General features: G+C 61.4%; 12 protein-coding genes. 9 read left to right on the plus strand and 3 right to left on the minus strand.

The annotated features are described in order from the left end of the window. Positions 1–198 precede the first annotated feature (198 nt). From ACMX25_RS29900 to uvrA, 3 genes are all read left to right on the plus strand, one after another. The gene (locus tag ACMX25_RS29900; protein WP_414953560.1) at positions 199–468 is read left to right on the plus strand and encodes a hypothetical protein; all 270 of its coding nucleotides are present in this window, start codon (positions 199–201) and stop codon (positions 466–468) included. A gap of 479 nt (positions 469–947) precedes the next feature. Next, a complete protein-coding gene (locus tag ACMX25_RS29905) occupies positions 948–1,991 on the plus strand; it encodes a hypothetical protein (protein WP_414953561.1) in 1,044 nt (347 codons plus the stop codon). Between the two features lie 253 nt (positions 1,992–2,244). Next, positions 2,245–8,079 carry an excinuclease ABC subunit UvrA gene (uvrA, locus tag ACMX25_RS29910; protein WP_414953562.1) on the plus strand — a complete coding sequence of 1,945 codons (5,835 nt, stop codon included), beginning with the start codon at positions 2,245–2,247 and terminating at the stop codon, positions 8,077–8,079. Positions 8,080–8,094: 15 nt separating this feature from the next. Here the strand turns inward: uvrA and cynS are convergent, their stop codons facing one another. After that, positions 8,095–8,544 carry a cyanase gene (gene cynS, locus ACMX25_RS29915; protein ID WP_414953563.1) on the minus strand — a complete coding sequence of 150 codons (450 nt, stop codon included), beginning with the start codon at positions 8,542–8,544 and terminating at the stop codon, positions 8,095–8,097. Positions 8,545–8,637: 93 nt separating this feature from the next. Here cynS and ACMX25_RS29920 point away from each other — a divergent pair, with 93 nt between their 5' ends. The 5 genes from ACMX25_RS29920 to ACMX25_RS29940 all read left to right on the plus strand — a co-directional run bounded on the left by ACMX25_RS29920 (position 8,638) and on the right by ACMX25_RS29940 (position 16,653). Then, positions 8,638–9,042 (plus strand): ACT domain-containing protein, encoded by a 405-nt coding sequence (locus ACMX25_RS29920; protein ID WP_414953564.1) that lies wholly within the window; start codon positions 8,638–8,640, stop codon positions 9,040–9,042. Between the two features lie 1,031 nt (positions 9,043–10,073). Continuing rightward, complete coding sequence (locus tag ACMX25_RS29925) at positions 10,074–11,354, plus strand: DUF445 domain-containing protein (protein WP_414953469.1); 1,281 nt, start codon at positions 10,074–10,076, stop codon at positions 11,352–11,354. A gap of 60 nt (positions 11,355–11,414) precedes the next feature. Further along, complete coding sequence (locus ACMX25_RS29930) at positions 11,415–11,891, plus strand: nuclear transport factor 2 family protein (protein WP_414953468.1); 477 nt, start codon at positions 11,415–11,417, stop codon at positions 11,889–11,891. Next, positions 11,888–13,879 carry an amylo-alpha-1,6-glucosidase gene (locus tag ACMX25_RS29935; protein WP_414953467.1) on the plus strand — a complete coding sequence of 664 codons (1,992 nt, stop codon included), beginning with the start codon at positions 11,888–11,890 and terminating at the stop codon, positions 13,877–13,879. Before ACMX25_RS29930 ends, ACMX25_RS29935 begins: the two co-directional genes overlap by 4 nt. Before the next feature lie 41 nt (positions 13,880–13,920). Further along, complete coding sequence (locus ACMX25_RS29940; RefSeq protein WP_414953466.1) at positions 13,921–16,653, plus strand: MGH1-like glycoside hydrolase domain-containing protein; 2,733 nt, start codon at positions 13,921–13,923, stop codon at positions 16,651–16,653. A 57-nt stretch (positions 16,654–16,710) separates the two neighbouring features. Here the strand turns inward: ACMX25_RS29940 and ACMX25_RS29945 are convergent, their stop codons facing one another. Beyond that, entirely contained in the window at positions 16,711–17,775 is a 1,065-nt protein-coding gene (locus ACMX25_RS29945; protein ID WP_414953523.1) for a TAXI family TRAP transporter solute-binding subunit, read from the minus strand. A gap of 175 nt (positions 17,776–17,950) precedes the next feature. Continuing rightward, the gene (locus ACMX25_RS29950) at positions 17,951–19,567 is read right to left on the minus strand and encodes a hypothetical protein (RefSeq protein WP_414953465.1); all 1,617 of its coding nucleotides are present in this window, start codon (positions 19,565–19,567) and stop codon (positions 17,951–17,953) included. A 561-nt stretch (positions 19,568–20,128) separates the two neighbouring features. Between ACMX25_RS29950 and ACMX25_RS29955 the strand changes: the two genes are divergently transcribed. Further along, positions 20,129–22,588: a putative bifunctional diguanylate cyclase/phosphodiesterase gene (locus ACMX25_RS29955; protein ID WP_414953464.1), complete on the plus strand. Its 2,460-nt coding sequence runs from the start codon at positions 20,129–20,131 to the stop codon at positions 22,586–22,588. Positions 22,589–22,606 lie beyond the last annotated feature (18 nt).

A 22,606-nucleotide genomic window follows, 5' to 3' on the forward strand; every position in this document is an offset into this window, starting at 1 on the left:
GGAGTGCATACATCTTTCGCGCGGATGACTTGTCCGTTGCCTACGCATGTGCGTTGCAACAGCGAGTCGCCCGACCAAGAATGACTATGACAGCAGCGCTCAGAGAGCATTCATCGAGTGGTTTGTGGGAAGACTGCTGTCGGCCGGTCGGCAAAACGATGCGCAAGCCGATCTCTTAAACGCCAAAGGAGAACACCCATGAAATTTCATCAATCGATCGCCGTCGGCCTTGCCCTGATGGCTGGCGTCGCAGCAGATGGATGCTTTGCCCAATCAGCGACCGATCAGGCGCAATCGATGGCGGCTGGCGCTGCCTCGCAGGATCAAGGGGCCGCGGTTTCGCCCATCGCACTGACACCTTCGGCTTCCTCAGGATTGACACGCGAGCAAGTGGAGCGCGAGTTGGCAGATTTTCAGAACAGCGCCCAGGCAGCGCAGATGCGGGAACTTTACCGAGGAAGCAATTGAGCAAACTGCCGCGTGCCAGAACGGAAGGTTCGGATAGCGGCACGGTCGTGTTTTGTGGACCACTGCAAGAGATAGCGGGGAGGCCGGGAAAAATTCAGAAAAAGATGAGTTATCCATAGCATGAGTTCGGCGAACCGCCTGAGGTTCTGGCGCCCGGGATTGATATGATCCTCGATTTATCCTTCGACTCCATCAACAGTCGCGCATGGGAGCGTGAGTCCTTCGGCGTATTTTCTCCTGCCTTCGTCACCCGAAGTTTTTCAGGTCGCCCGGCACGCTCTTTTGGATTAAGCCTTGTCGGGTCGTAATTGAAGGCTGGACACTCGCGACAACATCAGATATTTTCCCGGTTCGCTAAAAGCATTTTAATAACCAGCGAGAGCCCATTTTGCGGAAAGTAATCTGTAATTAAAAAGCCGAATTCGAGTCGGCATTAAAAATACACTCAAAACAATAAATTAAAACTACGGGTAAGGAAAATGAAAACTATCGGTCTGCGAGGGGCGCTCATTGCGTTCGGTCTGTCAGCGTTCCTGGCTGCCTGTGGGGGCGGCAGCGATGTGAGTCCCTCTGCGAATACGGTGGCGCTCAGTGCCGATCAAGCCGCGTCTGAACAATTCGTGCTTGCGCCAAATGCTTCATATAATTTGCAGTGGGATTTGCCCGGCGCGGGTATCCCGGTGAGTGGCGTGAATTTCCTGATAGAGGAGCACGCGTCAATTGCCGCGTCGCCATTGACAGCCGGCGCGCAAAAGCTCATTGAGACTTCACCTACGTCAATTGCAAATTCGCTCGGTTTGCCAGTGGCAACAGCCGCGCGTTACATGGTCAACGGCGTGATTCTCGTCGGCTCGACGTCGCAGAGCTACATGAGTTACCAGGGAACAGGGGTCCGGACCGACGGGCTTGCTGCGGACAACGTAACGGCTGTCGCCAGTTCGCTCCGTTCGAATTATTCGGTGGTGCCGCTAACGGGGGCGGTCGCCGCGGCACCGTCAGAGTTCGCGCAATTTTTCAACGCGCTTTATTCCAACCCGTTGTTGCTCAGTGCAACGGTTACCTGGAATGCGGGCTCTGCCTACGACAAATACACCAGCACGCAGATCGGTGACCTTTACACGGTCGGGGACTATACGGGTGCCACGACCGGCAATGTGCCAGTGCCGGTAGCAAGTGGCACGACGATCGCGGCGCTGATGGCAGCGGGAGGCATTACGTCGAATTCCGACGCGACGGTCTATACGCTCAGCAACGGCAGCATATCGACAATCAATGGCCTCACGACCTATGTATCGTCGAACGTGCGCCCAAACCTGACGACACCGACATATCGGACCTACTACCAGCTTAACGGCAACGTCTACGTAGGCAGTTTGATCAAGTCCGGTACGGTGCAGGGCGGCAACGCGTACGTGCAGGCAATACCCGGCACGTCGGGATTCACCCTCAATTACTCGCAGAACTATCAAATACGTTTGAACGCTGCAGCGGTTGCCAGCTTGCGTGCTGCCGTATCGTTCTAGCGCTTTTTGCACCCGGAAGCCTCCGGGTGCACCTTGTTCGATTGCCTGCCCAAACGCGTCCCTCAACGCCGCATTTCCGCGTCCTCTTCTTCGATGGCCGGGCCTGTCGAAAACACTGTATGGGTGTACAGTGTCGACTTCATCGGCCGTTATCTCGCTAATGCGTGTCGAACGGCGGCTCCTCAGCGCGAGCCACGCTTCGCCCAAGTGCCACTTGGCGGACGATCTAACTCATTGAACCGGTTAGGAAAAATTGGCATCCAACAACGCAATCCGCATTCGCGGCGCTCGCCAGCACAATCTCAAGAACATCGATCTTGACCTTTACACGGGTCAGATGACCGTGGTGACCGGTCCTTCGGGCTCGGGCAAATCGAGCCTGGTGTTCGATACGCTTTATGCCGAAGGCCAGCGTCGCTACGTCGAAACGTTTAGTGCTTATGCGCGGCAATTTCTCGACCGGATGGACCGTCCGCAGGTGGATCGCGTGGACGGCGTGCCGCCGGCTATTGCCATCGATCAGACGAATCCGGTGCGCAGTTCGCGCTCGACCGTCGGCACCATGACCGAGCTGAACGATCACCTGAAGCTGTTCTACGCACGCGCCGCCGAGCTCTTCGATAAAAAGACCTCGCATCAGGTCCGGCACGACACGCCGGAGACGATCTACGTCGAATTGCTCGAGCGCACGAAGGCGAGTGATCCGCGGATTGCGATCACGTTTCCGGTGGAACTGCCTGAGTCCGCGAGTGACGAAGAAGTCGCGCAGTGGCTTTCCGCCAGCGGCTATACGCGCGTGCAGGCCAAGCGGCATGTCGATGGCCGGCAAATGCTCGACGTGGTCGCCGACCGGTTCCGCTTGCAGAAGACGGAGCGGTCGCGGGCGCTGGAGGCGATTGAAAGTGCGCTGCTGCGCGGCACAGGGCGTGTGAACATTTACGTGCTGCCGGAGCCGGGTGAGGAAACGCCTGAAACAAACGACGTGCCAACGTGGCGCTTCTCCACCGGCTTGCACAGCCCGGAAAGCGATATCCGCTATGCCGATCCGCAACCCGCGTTGTTCTCGTTCAACTCGGCGTATGGCGCGTGCGAAACGTGTCGCGGTTTCGGCCGGGTGATCGGCGTGGATCTCGGCCTGGTGATTCCCGACGAGCGCAAGACGCTGCGCGAGGGCGCGGTCAAGACCCTGCAAACGCCGGCATGGAAAGAGAATCAGGACGACCTGTTGCGCTACGGCGCGAAGGCCGGCATTCGCCTCGGCGTGCCCTGGAGCGAACTCACGCAGAAGGAACGCGACTGGGTGATTGGTGGTTCGCCCGACTGGACTGGCAAGTGGCAAAACCAGTGGTACGGGGTGCAGCGTTTCTTCGATTACCTCGAATCGAAAGCGTACAAGATGCACATCCGCGTGTTGTTGTCGAAATATCGCAGCTATACGAAATGTCCGACGTGCGAGGGCGCGCGCCTCAAGACTGAAGCGCTGTTATGGCGTCTCGGTACGAAGGAGCAAGCCGATGCCGTGCTGAAGCCCGCCGATCGTTTTCTGCCGGCTGGCGTGCAGTGGACGCGGCCGCAACTCGAAGCGCTGCCGGGGCTTACGTTGCACGACTTGATGCTGATGCCGATCGACCGGATTCGCCGCTTCTTCGACTCGCTGACGTTGCCGAGCACGCTGCTCGACGACGCGCTCAAGCTCCTGCATAACGAAGTCCGCACGCGCCTGAAATACCTCTGCGATGTCGGCCTCGGTTACCTCACGCTGGATCGCCAGAGCCGCACGCTGTCCGGCGGCGAAGTGCAGCGGATCAACCTGACGACCGCGCTTGGCACGTCGCTGGTGAACACGCTTTTTGTGCTCGATGAACCCAGCATCGGCTTGCATCCGCGCGACCTGAACCGCATTGTCGAAGCCATGCACCGCTTGCGCGATGCGGGAAATACGCTCGTGGTGGTGGAGCACGATCCGTCGGTGATGCTCGCGGCGGATCGTCTTATCGACATGGGTCCGGGGCCGGGCGAACGCGGCGGCGAGATTGTCTATGACGGGCCGCCGAACGATATCGAGCATAGCGACACGTTGACCGGCGCCTACCTCGGTGGCCGCAAGCACGTGGCGCATGCATCGAACTGGCAGCGTCGTGCAGTCGATGCGAAGACGCCAAGGCTTCTGCTCGAAGGTGCGACTGAACATAACCTGCGTGATGTCACAGTCGAGATTCCGTTGCAGCGGCTGGTGTGCGTGACGGGTGTATCGGGGTCGGGCAAATCGACGCTGATCCAGGACGTGCTCGCCCCCGCGTTGCTGCGTCATTTCGGCAAGGCGACCGAATCGCCGGGCGCATTCCGCGGATTGAAGGGCGCGGACGCGTTGAGCGAAGTGATCTTCGTCGATCAATCGCCGATCGGCCGCACCGCGCGCTCCAATCCGGCGAGTTATGTCGGCGCGTTCGACGAGATTCGCAAGCTGTTTGCAAAAGCGCCGCTGGCCGCGCAACGGGGTTATAGCGCAGGCATGTTCAGCTTTAATTCCGGCGATGGCCGTTGCCCGACATGCGGCGGTTCGGGCTTCGAACACGTCGAGATGCAGTTCCTGAGCGACGTCTATTTGCGTTGTCCGGATTGCGATGGGCGGCGGTATCGGGCGGAAATCCTCGATGTCCAGATCGAGCGCGACGGCAAGTCGCTCAGCGTCGCGGATGTGCTCGACCTGACCGTCAGCGAAGCCGTTGTTTGTTTTGCAAAAGACAAGGAAGTGCTGCGGGTATTGCAGCCAATCGTTGACGTTGGACTGGAATATGTGAAGCTCGGGCAACCGGTTCCCACGCTGTCGGGCGGTGAAGCGCAGCGCCTGAAACTGGCGGGGTTCCTCGCGGAAACGGCGCAGGCGAGCGGCAACCTGCCGGGCCGCCTGTTCATGTTCGACGAGCCCACAACGGGTCTCCATTTCGACGATATCGCCAAGCTGATGCAAGCGCTGCGGCGCTTGCTGGAGCGCGGCCATTCGCTGATCGTGATCGAGCACAATCTCGACGTGATCCGCGCGGCCGACTGGATCATCGATCTCGGTCCGGAAGGCGGCGATGCAGGCGGTCTGGTGGTCTGCGTCGGCACGCCGGACGATGTTTCGGCGTGCGAACAATCGCATACCGGCCGTGCACTGCTCGACTACGAAGAGGCCATGGCGCCGGGCGCGGCGCAGAAGCGCATGTCGGGGGTTCCGCTGCAACTGGCCGCGGAAGTCGCGGCGGCGCGGCGCGCATTGCAGGGCGAAGACGTGGTGCGTATTGTCAACGCACGCGAGCACAACCTGAAGTCGCTCGACGTCGATATCCCGCACGGCAAGTTCAACGTGATTACGGGTGTATCGGGCTCGGGCAAGTCCACATTAGCATTCGATATCCTCTTTCACGAAGGCCAGCGCCGTTATCTGGAATCGCTGAATGCGTATGCGCGTTCGATCGTTCAGCCGGCCGGGCGTCCTGAAGTGGACGCTGTCTACGGCATTCCGCCGACGGTGGCTATCGAACAGCGTTTATCGCGTGGCGGCCGTAAGAGCACGGTCGCGACCACGTCGGAAGTCTGGCACTTCCTGCGGCTTCTGTATGTGAAGCTCGGCATCCAGCATTGCATCCATGACGGCGCGCCGGTGACGGCGCAGAGCCCGGAATCGATCGTCGCGCAGATCATGCGGGATTTCAAAGGTCAGCATATTGGCTTGCTCGCGCCGCTCGTGGTGAACCGCAAGGGGATTTACACCGACCTCGCGAAGTGGGCGAAGACACGCGGTCACACGCATTTGCGCGTGGACGGCGAGTTCCTTGCTGTCGATCCGTGGCCAAAGATCGATCGCTTCAAGGAGCACACGATCGAGTTGCCGGTTGGCGACCTGGTTGTCAGCGCCAGCGATGAAACCACGCTGAAAGCGATGCTGCTGGAAACGCTCGAACTGGGCAAGGGCGTGATGCATTTGCTTGCTCCGCTCGACGACCTGCATGGCGCACTGAATGGCGGCAAGAAGGGAACAAAGCACGTTGGCGAGATTCGCGTGTTCTCAACCAAACGCGCGTGTCCGGTTTGTGGCACGAGTTACCCCGAACTCGACCCGCGCATGTTCTCGTACAACAGCAAGCACGGCTGGTGCAACACCTGCGTGGGGACGGGTGTCACGCTCACACGCGAACAGCGCGAAGTCTATGACGACACCGTGATCTCCGATGACGGCCGTGGCCGAGAGCAGACGATTCCATCGGCGCAACAGGAACCGGACGATGTCGTCGATCAACCGTGCCCGGATTGCAACGGCACGCGCCTGAACGAAGTTGCGCGTGCGGTGACGTTTGGCAATCAGCCGATAACCGAAGTCGGCCGCTGGACGGTCAGCGCAACGCGTGGCTGGATCAAGAAGCTGAAGCTCAAGGGCCGCGATGCGGATATCGCCCGCGACGTGGTCAGTGAAATTGAAGGCCGCTTGCTCTTCCTCGAAGAAGTCGGCCTTGGTTATCTGAGCCTGGATCGTGCGGCGCCCACGTTGTCGGGCGGCGAAGCGCAGCGCATTCGCCTCGCCGCGCAACTCGGCAGCAACCTGCAGGGCGTATGTTATGTGCTGGATGAACCGACTATCGGTTTGCATCCGCGTGACAACAAGATCCTGCTGGACGCGCTGAAGAAACTCGGTGACAAGGGCAACACGCTGGTGGTGGTTGAGCACGACGAGGACACGATTCGCCGCGCGGATCACATCATCGATATTGGCCCGGGAGCGGGGAAACGCGGTGGCACGGTCGTCGCGCAAGGCAACGTGGCCGATCTCGCGGCGCAACCGGATTCCCTCACGGGGCAGTATCTGGCGAACCCGATCCAGCATCCGTTGCAAGCACGCCGCGATGTAAAAACCGCGACCGCGAAACGCGCCGCCACGCCCGAGAACTGGCTCACGGTTCATGGCGCGACGCTGCACAACCTGCGCAACGTCACCGCGAGCATGCCGCTCGGCCGCCTGATTGCTATTACGGGCGTGAGCGGTTCCGGCAAGTCCACGCTCGCGCGTGACGTGCTGATGACCAACCTGCTCGATGCCGTGGGCCGCTCGGTTCTGTCGTCGCCGGCTACGCGCCGCGCGCGTAAAACCGCGCAAGCCGACATGCCCGCGCGCAATCGTTCGAGCGTTTTGTCACGCGAGGCGCCGCGCGCCAAGTTCGACGTCACGCATCGTTGGCAAGGGTGCACGGAGGTGACAGGGTTCGAGACCATCGACCGTGTGCTTGAAGTCGATCAGACACCGATCGGCAAGACGCCGCGATCGTGCCCGGCGACGTATATCGGCATGTGGGACACCATCCGCAAGCTGTTCGCGGACACGCTCGAATCGCGTGCGCGGGGTTACACGGCATCGCGCTTCTCCTTCAACACCGGCGACGGCCGCTGCCCGGCCTGCGAGGGCCAGGGCGTGCGCACTATCGCGATGAGCTTCCTGCCCGACGTCAAGGTGCCGTGCGACGTCTGCCACGGACAGCGCTTCAATCCGGAAACGCTGGCGGTGACGTGGCGCGGCAAGAACATTGGCGAAGTGCTGACCATGGAGATCGACGAGGCCGTCGAGTTCTTCTCCGCGATGACCAGCATCTCGCATCCGCTGCAACTCATGAAGGATGTGGGGCTGGGTTATCTGACGCTTGGGCAGCCATCGCCCACGTTGTCAGGCGGCGAGGCGCAGCGGATCAAGCTGGTGACGGAGTTGTCGAAGGTGAGGGACGATATTGGCAAGCGTGGGCAGAAGGCGCCGCATACGCTGTATGTGCTCGATGAACCCACGGTTGGCCTGCATATGGCCGACGTCGCGAAGCTGATTCGCGTGCTGCATCGGCTGGTGGATGGCGGGCATTCGGTGGTCGTGATCGAGCACGATCTGGATGTGATAGCCGAAGCCGACTGGGTGATCGATCTCGGGCCTGAGGGCGGCACGGAAGGCGGATCGATCGTGGCCGCGACCGATCCGGATACGCTCTCGAAGAATCCCCGCAGTCATACGGGCGCCGCGCTGCGGCCGGTGCTCGAGCGCGGGACGGAGACGGCCGAGGCGGTGCAGTGACTTCTCGGTAACGCCTCAGTAGCTCTTGTAGGGCAAAAACTTGCCCGATAAAACCACGTTGACCCGGTCCCCTTTGGGATCGGGTTCGCGCTGGATATCCATCGAAAAATCGATTGCGCTCATGATCCCGTCGCCGAATTCCTCGTGGATCAGCTCCTTGATCGTGGTCCCGTAAACGCTCACTATTTCGTACCATCGATAGATCAGGGGATCGGTCGGGACGGCCGTCGGCAACGAGCCTTTATAGGGCACAATCTGCAGCCAGGCGACGGCTTCATCGGAGAGGTCGAAGAGGGCGCCGACGGTTTCGGCTTGTGCTTTGGAGAACGTCATCTGCCCGAGGCAACCTGCCGTCACCCACTCCTTGCTCATGCCGACTTGCTCCGCCACGTTGGCCCATTTCAGGCCTTTGCTCACCTTGGCGGCGAGAATCATGCGAGTCACTTCGCTGCGATCGGAAATCATTTTTGGGCTGCTCCTTGAGGGTGGTTTTAGGAGAGTGTATTGACCAATCGCGCGGCTCGCTGGTGGACAAAATAACTGCAGGATAGACAAACCATGACCAACCCTATCGCTGACCTGAACACGCTGCTTGCATCCATGTCGCCTGAACGCCAGCCGGGCGTGTACGTCTACGCGACTGTGCCTTTTGCCTATGACCTCGGCAATATCGTCCCGATCGCGACGTTCCGCGAACGAGAGGGTCTGACGATCATCGTGGAGGAAGGGGCGGCATCGAGAGCGGGCATACGGCCCTTATTCCGCGCGGCCTGGATCACGCTCACCGTCCATTCGGACCTTCAGGCGGTCGGGCTGACTGCTGCCTTCGCTACTGCGCTCGGGAAGGCAAACGTCAGTTGCAATGTAGTTGCGGCGGCGTACCACGATCACATCTTTGTGCCGATAGAATCGGCGGATGCCGCTATGGTTGCACTGCAGGAACTTCAGCTTGGTGGGCTGTAAGGATTCGATCGCGGTGGGCAGTGGGCGGTGGGGTTATGCCGCGGCGCCCCTGATTCTGGCGTTTGCGGTCTGGTTCAGTGCCGGGATGCTGCTTTTCAGGTCTTCGCGGGTTCTATTCTGATTGATCTTTTTAGCTCTATTAGCCACTGCGCGTGGCGGCGCGTCATTTCTTTGTCCAAAGCGACAAAGAAACGAAGCAAAGAAAACGCTTTTAACAGCTCTACCCTAAGTGTCCACAGCGTGCAGTTCCATTTCATAGGTGCCCCAAAAGCACGGTGCTCGCCAGAGCCACGGATGTTTGAACCCCTCTTTCTCGCGAATCCTGACAGTAAAACGCTTCGCCCCGTACGCTCTCGGGCAAGCACTAGCGACTGAACCTGCCCAAGGAGTACCCCGCGCTATCCGCGGAAAACCAACCTCCAAATTTGGATGCATGCCGAACCATTTTTTAAACCTCCGAGAAATGGATCTGCAGAATGCGTGAGGCTAACCCGGAAAATAACAATGCAAACTGATAGCTAACCCGCGAAGCCCCGCAGCGGCAAATACGCGTGAGGCCGTGCCGGTCCGTGGAACACGGGTGCTTGCCCGAGAGCGTACGGGGCGAAGCGTTTTACTGTCAGGATTCGCGAGAAAGAGGGTTTCAAACATCCTCCGCTCTTGCGAGCACCGTGCTTTTGGGGCACCCATGAAATGGAACTGCACGCTGTGGACACTTAGGGTAGAGCGGTGAAAGCGTTTTCTTTGCTTCGTTTCTTTTTCGCTTTGGAAAAAGAAATGACGTGCCGCCACGCACAGTGGCTAATAGTGATAAAGAAATCAGCCAAGATATAACTTGCGAAGACCTGGAAAGCAGCAACCCGGCATAGACCCCGACCACCACGCCCAAAAACACCACCCTGACGCTGCCCGCTAACGCCAGAACCCAACACCCCAACCTCGACCCATAAAACCCCTTCCGCGAATCCACCGACCTCCAGTGTCACTGGTATGCTGGCGCCCTTGTTCCACCAACAAACCCCCCGACCAAGATGGCAACGCAGGACAAAGCACTCGCACTAAAGAAGATGAAATGGTTCGCCGCCGGCCTTCTCGTCGCGGCGGCCGCACTCTTCGTGCTCGCCAAGAGCCAGCACGACGCCGGCGTCTGGGCGTGGGTCTCGGCTTTCGCCGAAGCCGCCATGGTCGGCGCGCTGGCCGACTGGTTCGCGGTTGTCGCGCTGTTCCGCCACCCGCTCGGGCTGCCGATCCCGCACACGGCTATCCTGCCCGCGAACAAGGCACGCGTGGCCGATAACCTCGCCGAATTCGTCCGCGATAAATTCCTCGGCACCGACGCGCTCGTTGCCCGCGTGAACGCCTTCGATCCGGCCGGCCGCCTCGCGATCTGGCTGGCCGAACCGGCGAACGCGGCATTACTCGGCGCAAAAGCGGTCGCGGCGGCGGCCCAGATGCTCGATTTCGTCGACGATGAACGCGTCAAGACAATGCTCCACGAAGCCCTGCGCCGCCGCGCCGAACAGTTCGACCTGGCGGGCGCGGTAGGCGGATTGCTGTCCACGCTGACGGCGGACCGGCGCCATCAAATGCTGCTCGACGAAGGCCTGCGCGAACTTGCGCAATGGCTAGACCGTGAGGAAGTTCAGGCCATTCTCGCCGCAAAAATCCTCGACGTGGCGGGCGAGGAATATCCGAAGCTGATCGGCATGCTCGGTTTCGTGGGCCTGAGCGCGGAAGATCTCGGCAACAAGTTCGCCGGCGGTCTGGTTCGCGGCGCAAACAAGTGGCTGCACGACATCAGCGAAAACCCGGAACACGAGCGCCGCCAATCTTTCGACCGGACGGTGGAAGCATTCATCGAACGCCTGAAAACGGACCCGGCATTCCGCGCGCGCATCGACCAGCACAAGCGCGAATGGCTGGAACGCCCGGAATTGCGCACCTACGTGAACGGCCTGTGGGACGAATTCAAGGACTGGCTGCGCCGCGATCTCGCGCAAGCAGATTCGACGCTGCACAAAAAAGTGACGGGCGCATCGGCATCGTTCGCGGCAGCGCTGGGCAGCGATCCGGCGTTGCGCGAGTCGATCAACGAGCACATGCGCGACGCGCTCAAATCGCTTGCACCGGATCTGCGCGACGGCATTGCCAAGCATATTGCCGCGACCGTGCGCAATTGGGACGACGCCACGCTCGTGCGCGACGTGGAACTGAGCGTCGGCCGCGACTTGCAGTTCATCCGCGTGAACGGCACGCTGGTGGGCGGTGCGGTCGGCCTGATCATTCACGCAGTCTCCATGTTCATGGTTTAAGCTGCGGAATTAGATTGGTGTAGCCGCGGTCAGCTAATTTCCCTCTGGACGAGACCGACTATGACGGACCCGAACGCCGCGTTGATCCAGCGCTTCTACGAAGCCTTCCAGCGTTCCGACGCCGAGGCGATGGCGGCATGCTACGCGCCCGATGTCGAGTTCCGCGATCCGGTGTTCGGCGTGTTGCGGGGCCGCGAAGCGGGAGATATGTGGCGCATGCTGATTTCGCGCGCCGCTGAATTCTCCCTCACTTTCAGCAACATCCAGACTGTCGGCCAGACCGCGACGGCGAACTGGGTCGCGACCTATCGTTTCACGCAGACCGGGCGCAAGGTGATCAACCGCATCAACGCGCGTTTCGCGATCCGCGATGGCCTGATCGTCGAGCATCAGGATAGTTTCGATCTCTGGACCTGGAGCCGTCAGGCGCTCGGACTCAAGGGCTGGCTGCTCGGCTGGTCATCGATCGTGCAAAACAAGATCCGGGCGCAAGCCAGCAAGGGTCTTCGCGCCTACCGGCAGCAGCCCCAAAAATGACACGCCTCGAATGCCCTGCCAGTGAAGGCTGTCTCAACGACGAGTGGCTCGAAGCCGATGCGCTTGGCGGCTTCGCATGCGGCACGGCGGGCACTGAACGGACCCGCAGATATCACGCCCTGCTTCTCACCGCCACGCAACCGCCCGCGGGGCGCATGGTGCTGGTGAACGGCGTGGAAGTGTGGCTGGAGGACGCCTCCGGGCAGACGCGCGTTCCGCTGTCCATGCAGCGTTATGGCGACGGTTCTGTCTGGCCGGATCCCTCCGAAAGCCTGCTTTCCTTCGATACCGACCCGTGGCCCACGTGGCGCTTCCAGGTCGGCGACAACCATATCCTGACCGCTGAACTGTTCGTCGCGAAGGCAAGTGCGCAGACGGTGATGCGCTGGCGGCTCGACGGCGAGGCATTCACGCTCAAGGTTCGGCCATTGCTTTCCGGCCGCGACTATCACGCGCTGCATCACGAGAACCCGGCGTTCAATTTCAATTACACGGCGACGGGAGATCAGGTCCGATGGCAAGCGTATGGCGACGTGCCGGCGGTGGTCGCGGCATCGAATGGATCGTATGTTCACGCGCCTGACTGGTACCGCAATTTCTGCTATACCGCCGAGCGCGAACGCGGCATGGACTTCAACGAAGACCTCGCTACGCCCGGAATCTTTTCGTTCGATTTATCGCTTGGCGAAGCGGTGCTCGTGTTGAGCGCGAATGAGGGCGCGAAGACCAACGCCGTCGATACCGCGAAGCAGCTCGCTGACATTGAACGAGCCCGCCGTGCAGCTTTTGCAACGCCGCTGCATCGTTCTGCCGATGCCTACATCGTGGCGCGAAACAAGGGCAGTACGATCCTCGCCGGTTTCCCGTGGTTCACGGACTGGGGCCGCGACACCTTCATCGCGATGCGCGGCCTGCTGATCGCATCCGGCCGATACACCGACGCCGAATCCATCTTGCTCGAATGGGCCGGCACGCTCTCTGAAGGCATGCTGCCGAATCGTTTTCCCGACAGCGGCGCGCCGGAATACAACTCGGTGGATGCATCATTGTGGTTTGTGATCGCCGTGCACGACTATCTCGCGACGGGCCACGCTGAACGGGAAGCGCAGGACCGGTTGCAGCAAGCCGTCGATGGCATTCTCGACGGCTACTCACGCGGCACGCGTTTCCAGATCGGCGCCGATCCCGACGATGGCTTGCTGCGAGCCGGCGTTCCCGGCGTGCAACTGACGTGGATGGACGCGAAGGTGGGCGACTGGGTGGTGACGCCGCGCATCGGCAAGCCAGTCGAAGTGCAGGCGCTGTGGATCAACGCGTTGCGCATTGGGTCCGCATGGAATTCGCGCTGGACGGAACCGGCCTCGCGTGCCACGCAGGCTTTTCAGCAACGTTTCACTGATCCGGCCAGCGGTGCGCTCTACGACGTAATCGATGCCGATCACCAACGCGGCAAGCTCGACCACGCCATCCGTCCGAACCAGCTTTTTGCCGTGGGCGGCCTACCGTTTGCGGTGATAGAAAATAGCGTCACCGCACGCGCGGTCGTCGATCAATGCGAGCAGCTTTTGCTGACGCCGCTCGGCCTCAGGACCTTGTCGCCGAATGATCCTGCCTATCAGGGCCGCTACACCGGCACGCCGCTGGAACGCGATGGTGCGTACCATCAGGGCACGGTCTGGCCGTGGCTGATGGGGCCGTTCGTTGCGGCGTGGCTGCGGGTTCACGGCGACGATCAAGCATCGAAAGCCGTGGCTCGCGAGCGTTTTGTCAGGCCCCTGCGCGACCATCTGCATGCTGCGGGGCTGGACCATATTTCCGAAGTGGCGGATGGCGACGCGCCGCATACACCCGGCGGCACGCCATTCCAGGCGTGGTCGCTCGGCGAACTCATGCGTCTCGAACGTCTGCTTGATAATCCACTTGATACGCAACTTGATAGTCAACCCGCTGACGCCGCCGATCCTGCCGAGATGCCGCAAACGCGCTAGATTATCGGTCTTTCCGTCACGCTTTTAGTCAAGGACGTCCCATGCCGCCACTGCGCGCCACCAAGTCACTCGACACCATCGAAGGAGCCCGGCTCCATTCCACAGACTGTCCGCGCTGGCAACGCTGGGGACCGTATCTCAGCGAGCGTCAGTGGGGCACCGTGCGCGAGGACTACAGCGAAAACGGCACCGCCTGGGACTATTTTCCGCACGATCATGCGCGCAGCCGCGCTTATCGCTGGGGCGAAGACGGCATTGCCGGATTCGGCGATGACCACCTCAACTGGTGCGTTTCGCTCGCGATGTGGAACGGCGTCGACCCGATCCTCAAGGAACGTTTGTTTGGCCTGACGAATGCGCAAGGCAACCACGGCGAGGACGTGAAGGAGCTGTACTTTTACGTCGATGGCACCCCGACGCATTCCTACATGCGCATGCTGTACAAATATCCGCACGCCGCATTCCCCTACGACGATCTCGTCGCGGAAAACGGCCGACGCGGTGCGGACATGCCGGAGTACGAAGTACTCGACACGGGCGCGTTCGAAGACAACGCGTATTTCGATGTCCATGTCGAGTACGCGAAAAATACGCCTGAAGATATCGTGATGCGGGTGACGGTCGAAAATCGCGGGGATCGCTCCGCTTCGCTCGACCTCCTGCCGCAGATCTGGGCGCGCAATACGTGGTCGTGGCAGCCTTCGAAAAAACCTTCACTGACCTTGCAATCCGATGCAAAGGGCAGCCGCGTGATAGCGCAAAGCGACGGCCACGAGCCACTGGTCGTAACCGCTGAAGCGCGCGGCGACGCCACGGTCAACTGGCTGTTCTGCGAGAACGAAACCAACGTCAGGCGCTTGTTCGGCTCGGAAGGGGCGGGACCGTTCAAGGACGGCTTCAACGACTACATCGTGCAGGGCGAAGAAAGCGCCATTCGCCGCGACACCGGCACGCGCGCCGCCGCGCACGTGCATCTCGAGTTTGCCCCGAACAGCCGCACGGTCGTGACCATGCGCTGGCGCCCGGCGTCGGATGTGGATTGTGACCGGCAACCGCTTGATATCGACGCGCTGTTTGCTCGCCGTATTGCGGAAGCCGATGCCTTTTACGCGGGCCTCCAGCATGAAATCGTTGACGCCGACCAGCGGCTCGTACAACGTCAGGCGCTGGCAGGCATGCTGTGGTCGAAGCAGTTTTACCAATTCGATGTCACGCGCTGGATGGACGGTGATCCGTTGCAGCCGAAACCGCCAGCCTCCCGCAAGCGTGGCCGCGATGCCGACTGGCGGCACTTGTGCAATGCGGACATTGTCTCAATGCCGGACAAGTGGGAATACCCGTGGTACGCATCGTGGGACCTCGCGTTTCATGCGGCCGCGTTTGCACTGGTCGATCCGGCATTCGCGAAGAAACAATTGCTGTTGCTGGTGAAGGACCGCTACCAGCATCCCAACGGGCAACTGCCCGCCTACGAATGGGCGTTCGGTGATGCCAATCCGCCGGTTCACGCATGGGCGACATGGCGCGTTTATGAAATCGATCGCGCCATTACCGGCAAGGCGGATCGCGACTTCCTTGAACTCGTCTTCCACAAGCTGCTGCTGAACTTCTCGTGGTGGGTGAACCGCAAGGACGCCGACGGCCGCAACATCTTCCAGGGCGGTTTCCTCGGGCTGGACAACGTCGGCATCTTCGACCGCTCGGCGCCGCTGCCAACGGGCGGCCGCATCGACCAGTCCGACGGCACCGCATGGATGGCCGCGTATGCGCTCGACCTGATGCGGATCGCGCTGGAACTGGCGGTCGCGAATCACGTATTCGTCGATATCGGCGTGAAGTTCTTCGAGCATTTTTTGTACATTGCCGAGGCGGTCAGTTGCAGCGATACGTGTGACACCGGTCTCTGGGATGAACGCGACGAGTTCTTCTACGACGTGCTGCAACTCCCTGACGGCACGAGCGTGCCAATGCGCATCCGCTCTATCGTCGGCTTGATTCCGCTGTTCGCGGTCCATGTGCTCGAAGAGCATTTGCACGGCCAGTTGCCGGGCTTGCGGGACCGGCTGACATGGTTCCTCGAGCATCGGCCTGATCTCGCGAAGCTGGTGTCGCGCTGGAACGAGCCGGGCAAGGGCAATAGCCTGCTGCTGTCGGTGCTGCGTGGACATCGGATGAAGGCGCTGCTCAGGCGCATGCTCGACGAAAGCGAGTTCCTGTCCGACTACGGCGTGCGTGCGTTGTCGCGAGTACATCGGGACGCGCCGTTCGTGCTCGAGCACAACGGTGACCGCTTCTGCGTGCAGTATCTGCCGGGTGAATCGGATTCACGCGTGTTCGGCGGTAACTCGAACTGGCGCGGGCCGATCTGGATGCCGGTCAACTATTTGCTGATCGAATCACTATACGAATTCCATCGTTATTACGGCGATGATTTCCGCGTGGAGTATCCGACGGGATCGGGCGAGAAGCGCTCGCTGAGTGAGATAGCCGACGAACTCGCGCGCCGCCTGACGCGCCTGTTCCTGAAGGGCAAGGACGGCTTGCGCCCGGTCATGGCCGCGTATCCGCAACTGCAGGCGGACCCGCGCTCGGAAGACCTGGTGCTGTTCCACGAGTACTTTCATGGCGATACCGGCCGAGGCGTGGGCGCGTCGCACCAGACCGGCTGGAGCGGGCTGGTCGCGCTGCTGTTGCAGCCGCGCGTAAGCATGGTCGCGCAGAACCTGCCGGTCGGCGGCGAGGTCTATCCCGAAGTGGAACTGGCAACGAAGTAACCGAAACGACAAAGCAGGCAGGCGGGTTCATTCCGCCTGCCTCTTCCACCGCCCGCGTCATTCGTTATTGCACAACATCAACACCTTTTCTGCATCGGTGCATGGGCGCTTAGGTGCGTGTTGCGTCACGGGCGTAGCCGACTCGCCGCTGCCAGCCGACGCCATCTTCCGGATGCACGCCCGCAAGTGTTTTTCTATCGGCGGATAGTATTTCCAGCCGCGAGTGAGCGGTGGCAATTCCATCTTCACCTGCTTCCATTTCGGATGGCCATTGGCCTGCAGCTCATCGAAGTGGGTGCAGAGCGAGTCGGCAAACTGCGTCATCGCGCCGACGGTACCGCGCAGGTTGTAGTCGTAAGTCACCAGAAACGCCTTGACGGTGAACGTCGGCGAATCTTCCTTGATCCAGTTCGGATAACTCGACGTGCGGATGGTCGCCGGGAAATACGTCTGTTCAGCACGCGCGGTCTCGGGCGCTGAAGGATCGACCTTGAGCAGTTTGATCTGGCTCAGCAGGTCCGGGTTCAGGTCCTGGAACAGCTTGGCCGGCTGCCCCGCGATGATGACCGCCACATCGAGTTTGCGCACGATCAGCTTGGCGAGCGCGTCCTCGTTGCTGTAATGCTGCGCGTTCTGGTCGGGGATCGGGCTATTGAACATCAGCCTGTAGATCGTGGTTGCCGATTGCGCCGTGCCGCTGCCGATCAATCCGACGCTGATGTTCTTGTCCTTGATCTCATGGATGTAGTTCAAGGGCGAGTCCGCCCGGACTACGAAGTAAATTTCTTCGTTATACAAGGGCATGATGAGCCGCAAAGGCTGGATGATCTTGCCTGCTTCCGTGTTGCCGGCCTTGGCCATATCGAGGTAAGCCTGGTACACGTCCGACTGCACGAGCGCGAATTTCACGCCCGGTTCGTAACGCATGCGCTGCACGTTTTCGGCGGAGCCCTTGGACGCGAGAACGTCCAGGTTCATGCCGATCGGATCAGCCACTATCTTCGACAGGTCCTGGCCTATCTGGATGTAAGTGCCGCGTTCCGGTCCGGTGACGATCTTGTAGTCGGATTGCGCATGCGCCTCCGCAACGAGGCCGGCGAGCCCGAAGAGGGCGAACAGCATGAAGAAGAAAGTCTTGCGCATGATGTCGTGTGAGTCGTTTTAATGTGTTGGCCAACTTTCATTACACGTATAGACCACAGTGGCCTGCGTCTCCCGGCGCGGCCTTCAACCTCCTAAAAGTCTCCTGTTCCCTGTCTCCCGGGTGTTTCTGCAGCGTGTTTCTACCGCGTGCTTCCTACTGCGGCGTGGAGCGTTGTGCAGGCGACGGGCTCTTGCTCCAGCCCGACTCCAGGATTGCGCGCTCCTCCTCGTCGGCATTGGTCGAATTGAAGGCCGGCACATGCATTGGAGCCGCACTGGTCAGGTTGCGACCTGAGGCGGCCGTGCGAGCCACGGGAGGCGACACAATGCCCGCCCGCACCGGCGCAGCTTCGCTGACCGGTGCGAGTGGCCGTGTCGACGTCGGTGAGGCGGTATCGCTCGGAATCTGGGCCGCAGTAGCCGGAGGATTGCCCACCAATGCGGTAGCGGGCATCGCGTCCGGACCGTCCGGCATCGGGACAAACGCGGGTGCTGCCGAACGAGATGGCGCAGTCTCTTGCAGCAGCGGCGTGCCGGTCGCTGCCGACGTGAGCGGAGCCTGCGAGCCCGTGCTGACGCGCGCCGCTTCTGGCGCGGCCCGTGCGGCGACAGGCGAGCGCTTGGTCGTGACGACCGTGGGTGCGACCGGCGCCGCTGCCAAGGGTGTTTGAATGGGCGTGGGCACTCCCATCGCGGCGACGGCTCGCGCATGCTCGGCCGCCGAGACGCTGACGGCGGGCTTGTGTGTCGACGCAGGCGCAACCGTGGCCGCTACACGCGGAGCGGGGGCATCCATGGGCGCAGGCGTCACTGCTGCCGTGTTCGCATTGTTATGGCGGCCGCCATGCGCCGCCGTGGTCGCGGGAGCGGGCGCGGGTTTATTGAGCCATCCCGAACGGGCGATTGCGTGCTCGACGAGGGTCTGCGCTTCCGCATTGCTGGCATCGATTGTCAGCACGACACGGGCGTTCTGGCGCACGCACAACCATGAGCCGATCGCTTCGCAACTGTGCGCGGCTCGCAGCATCTCGTCTCGTGCGTGTTCCAGGCTAGTGAGGTCTGCCTGGGTTTGCTGCACGTTGGCGGCGCTCAGTTGTGACGCCGGGATCTTCGAGAAACGCCGCCGCGCCGTGGTCAGGTCGCCGCGCGTGATCGCGTCTCGCGCGGCCTGCAGGTTGTCGGTCGCGCTGGCTAGCGGCGTTGCCGCGCGGGAGGAGGTATCGGTGGGCAAGGCTTCGCGGGCGGCGACGGAGGGCGTTGCCGCTGTTTGCGCCTGCCTGGTTGTCATGGCCGTGGCCGCGGCAGCGGACCTCGCCGGGGGCGCTGTGGGCGCTGGCGTATCGTGGGCGGTTTTCATATCGATGACGCCATACGCGCTATGCTCGGCCGGCGTTTCGGAGTGGGTGGCGGTATCAACGCGGCTGCTGCCGCGCTGCGAATAGATCACGCCGCCGGCTACCAGCACCAATGCCACGGCGCCCAGCGTGATGGTTCTCGATACGTCCCAGCGCGGCTCGCCGGTGCCGGCCAGCCTGGACTCGTCCGTCATGCTCGGGTAGGGCGGCGACACGTTCAGGACTTCGCGACGCGCACCGAAAGGCAAGCGCAGGTTTGTTGAGAGCGCGGTGGTTTTCGCCGCGCTTGAGTCCGGGCCAACCGGGCCGTGATCGGCGCCGCAATGCGGACACATATCGGCATCGCTCGGGATGTCGTTGCCGCAACGCTTGCAGGTCACGGAATCGGCGGATGTGGGAAAGAAGAGATGGGCCATGCCAGAAACCTCCCGGGACACAAGGGTTGTCCCTCCCGCTTGCGTGTCCGGTTTAATCGGACAATACCGTTACTCGTATGATGAAATGCTTCGGACTCCCTAAGCTAAACAATCGCCGAGGGAGCCGGAATCAATATGTGACATCTCCGTGGCGGCGTCAACACGCTAGGGGATCGATCACGCGGAGCTTGCGCCACAGCGCTTAAATGCCTGCTTAGGCCCCGCCGGTCAAGGCGCTGGCGAACAGGTAAAAGCGGCCGGTGGTTTCGTCGGCGGGAGCCTAGGTTCTGTCCGAATATGGCGCTTCAAGGCACGCCTAAACAGGCCGCTGCGGATTCAAAAACAACAGCTTGAGCCCATTATTCTTCGGTGTTTACGCTGAATAGAACACCCAGTAATAAATTTGAGCCAGACTCGCAATTTGGTAGGATGTAAGCGCGCTGCGAGAGGCTGGGCGCAACACCCCTAAAGCCGCCAAAAATACAAGTGACTCACCATCCGATGCTCGCCGCGTGACCTCGGCAACTCACCCGGCATCGGGCCTGGAGAAGGGACATATCGATGGACATGCCGTCTAAGGGCGAGAATGCGCAGCTCATACGGATCACCTGGCCGTTTCTGGTCGTCATTCTTGTCCTGGTTTCGCTCGCCATTTTCAGTATCGACATCATGTCGTCGGTACGGGCCTACATTGGCGGAGAAAGTATCTGGTCGAAGGGCCAGAAAGATGCGGCTTTCTATCTGAACCTGTACGCCGAAACCGGCTCCGAAAGCAGCTACAAGCAGTATCTGACCGCCATGGACGGCCCGCGCAACCTGCGCACGGCCCGTCTGGCACTCGACCAGCCCAAGGCTGATCCGGTCACCGCACGCCGGGCGCTCATGGCGAGCGGCGTACATCCCGACGACGTCAGCGACGTGATCTGGACCTTCAAGATGTTCCGCCACGTCAGCTATTTCAGCGAGGCGGTCGGCTACTGGACCCGCGGCGACGCCGAAATGGCGAAGCTGGAGCGGGTCGGCAACGAGCTGCACGCGCGGGTCGCGGCCGGCGGCTTGCCCATGAACCTCGTGAGTGCCTATAAAGCGCAGATTGCGACGATCAACGCGACCATCGCGCCGCTCTCCTGGGCTTTCTCTCAGGTATTAAGTACTGCATTCCGTAAGACGGCGTCATTGTTACTGACGGTCGACCTGGTCGCCGCGCTACTGCTCGTGTGTCTCTCAACGGTGCATGTGCGGCGGCTGATCGGGCAGCGCGGGCGCATTGAAGCCGCGCTCAAGCGAAGCGAGGCGCGCGCGAAAGCGACGCTTGGTTCCATCGGCGAGGCGGTGATCGCGACGGGACCCTCAGGGCATATCGAGTTCATTAACCCGGCGGCCGAGCGCATCGCCGGACGTCTGGCGGACGACTGTCTCGGGCGGCCGCTGATCCAGAACTTCAGGTTGCTTCACGCCGATAGCCGCCAGCCGCTCAACCCGATCGAAGACGCCCGGGCGGGCACGCGCCCAGATGGCGAAGCCGCTGAAATGCTGCTGCAGCGGCGCGACGGCGCAGAGATTCGCGTGCAGGCGGTGACGTCGCGCATCAGCGCGGCAGGCGCATCGCCGAACATGGCCGATGAGGAATCCGGCTTCGTGCTGATCCTGCGCAATATGACCCGCGAGTACGAATATATCGAAAGCCTGGCTTGGCAAGCCACGCACGACGGCCTCACGGCGCTCGTGAACCGCGCCGAATTCGAGCGGCGCCTGCAACATGCGCTGGGTACGCGCTGGAGCGAGGTGGCGTCGTGGCTGCCGGCGGCATCGGCGCTCCTGTTCCTCGATCTTGACCGTTTCAAGGTGGTCAACGACACCTGCGGCCACGCAGCCGGCGACGCCATGTTGCGTGAAGTCGCGTTGCGCTTCGAGGCCAGCCTGCAGCCCGACGACACGCTCGCGCGGCTCGGCGGCGACGAGTTCGGCGTGCTGCTGCAGGGTTACGACACCCCGGGCATCCAGGAGGTCGCGGAACGCCTGCGCGCGTGCCTGAATGACTTCGTCTTCAACTGGGAGGCGCAGCCGTTCACCACCAGCGTGAGCGTTGGCGTGGTTGACTTGCGCAACACGGAAATGAGCGTGGAAGAGGCCATGCGGCTCGCCGATATCGCCTGCTACATGGCGAAGGAACGCGGCCGCGACCGGGTGCAGCTGGCGGACCTCGGCGACCGCGAACTGGCGCGCCACGCGAGCGAGGTATCGTGGGGACGACGTCTGAAGCAGGCGCTCGAACACGACGACTTCTGCCTCTACGTGCAACCTATCGTGGCTGTCGGCGAGGGCTTGCCGGCCTCAACGGAAGGGCAGCGCGCCGAATTGCTGTTGCGCATGCTCGACCCGACCGTGACCAACGGCGTGATCGCGCCAACGCTGTTCATTCCTGCCGCCGAGCGCTATGGCCTCATGACGGCGATCGACCGGTGGGTGATCCGCAATGCCTTCGATATGCTGTCGCGTACCCGTCATAAGCGTTTCAAGGAATACGCGATCAACCTGTCGGGCGCGTCGGTCGGCGATGAACGTTTCCTCGGCTTCGTGCGCGAGCAATTTCAGCGCACAGGCGTCTCGCCTGGCATGATCTGCTTCGAAATTACGGAGACCACCGCGATTGCCAACCTGGCATCGGCGGCGCGGTTCATGCACGAACTGAATGCGCTCGGCTGCCATTTCGCACTCGATGACTTCGGCGCCGGCATGTCGTCGTTCGGTTACCTGAAGCATCTGCCCGTGGAGTATTTGAAGATCGACGGCAGTTTCGTGACCGACATGGTGCTCGATCCGGTGAGCCGCGAGATGGTCGCGGCCATCAACGAAATGGGCCACTCCATGAAATGCCGGACCATTGCGGAATACGTGGAAAGCGAAGGGATCCTGCGGGCGCTGCATGCCCTCGGGGTGGATTACGCGCAAGGGTATTACATAGGGCGGCCAACGCTTTGGACAGAGCCGGCCGTCCTGACATTAGCTAAGGAGGCGTAATGGGGGGTGGGTTTACAA

Source organism: Caballeronia eucalypticola, from assembly GCF_047608185.1.
GTDB lineage: Bacteria > Pseudomonadota > Gammaproteobacteria > Burkholderiales > Burkholderiaceae > Caballeronia.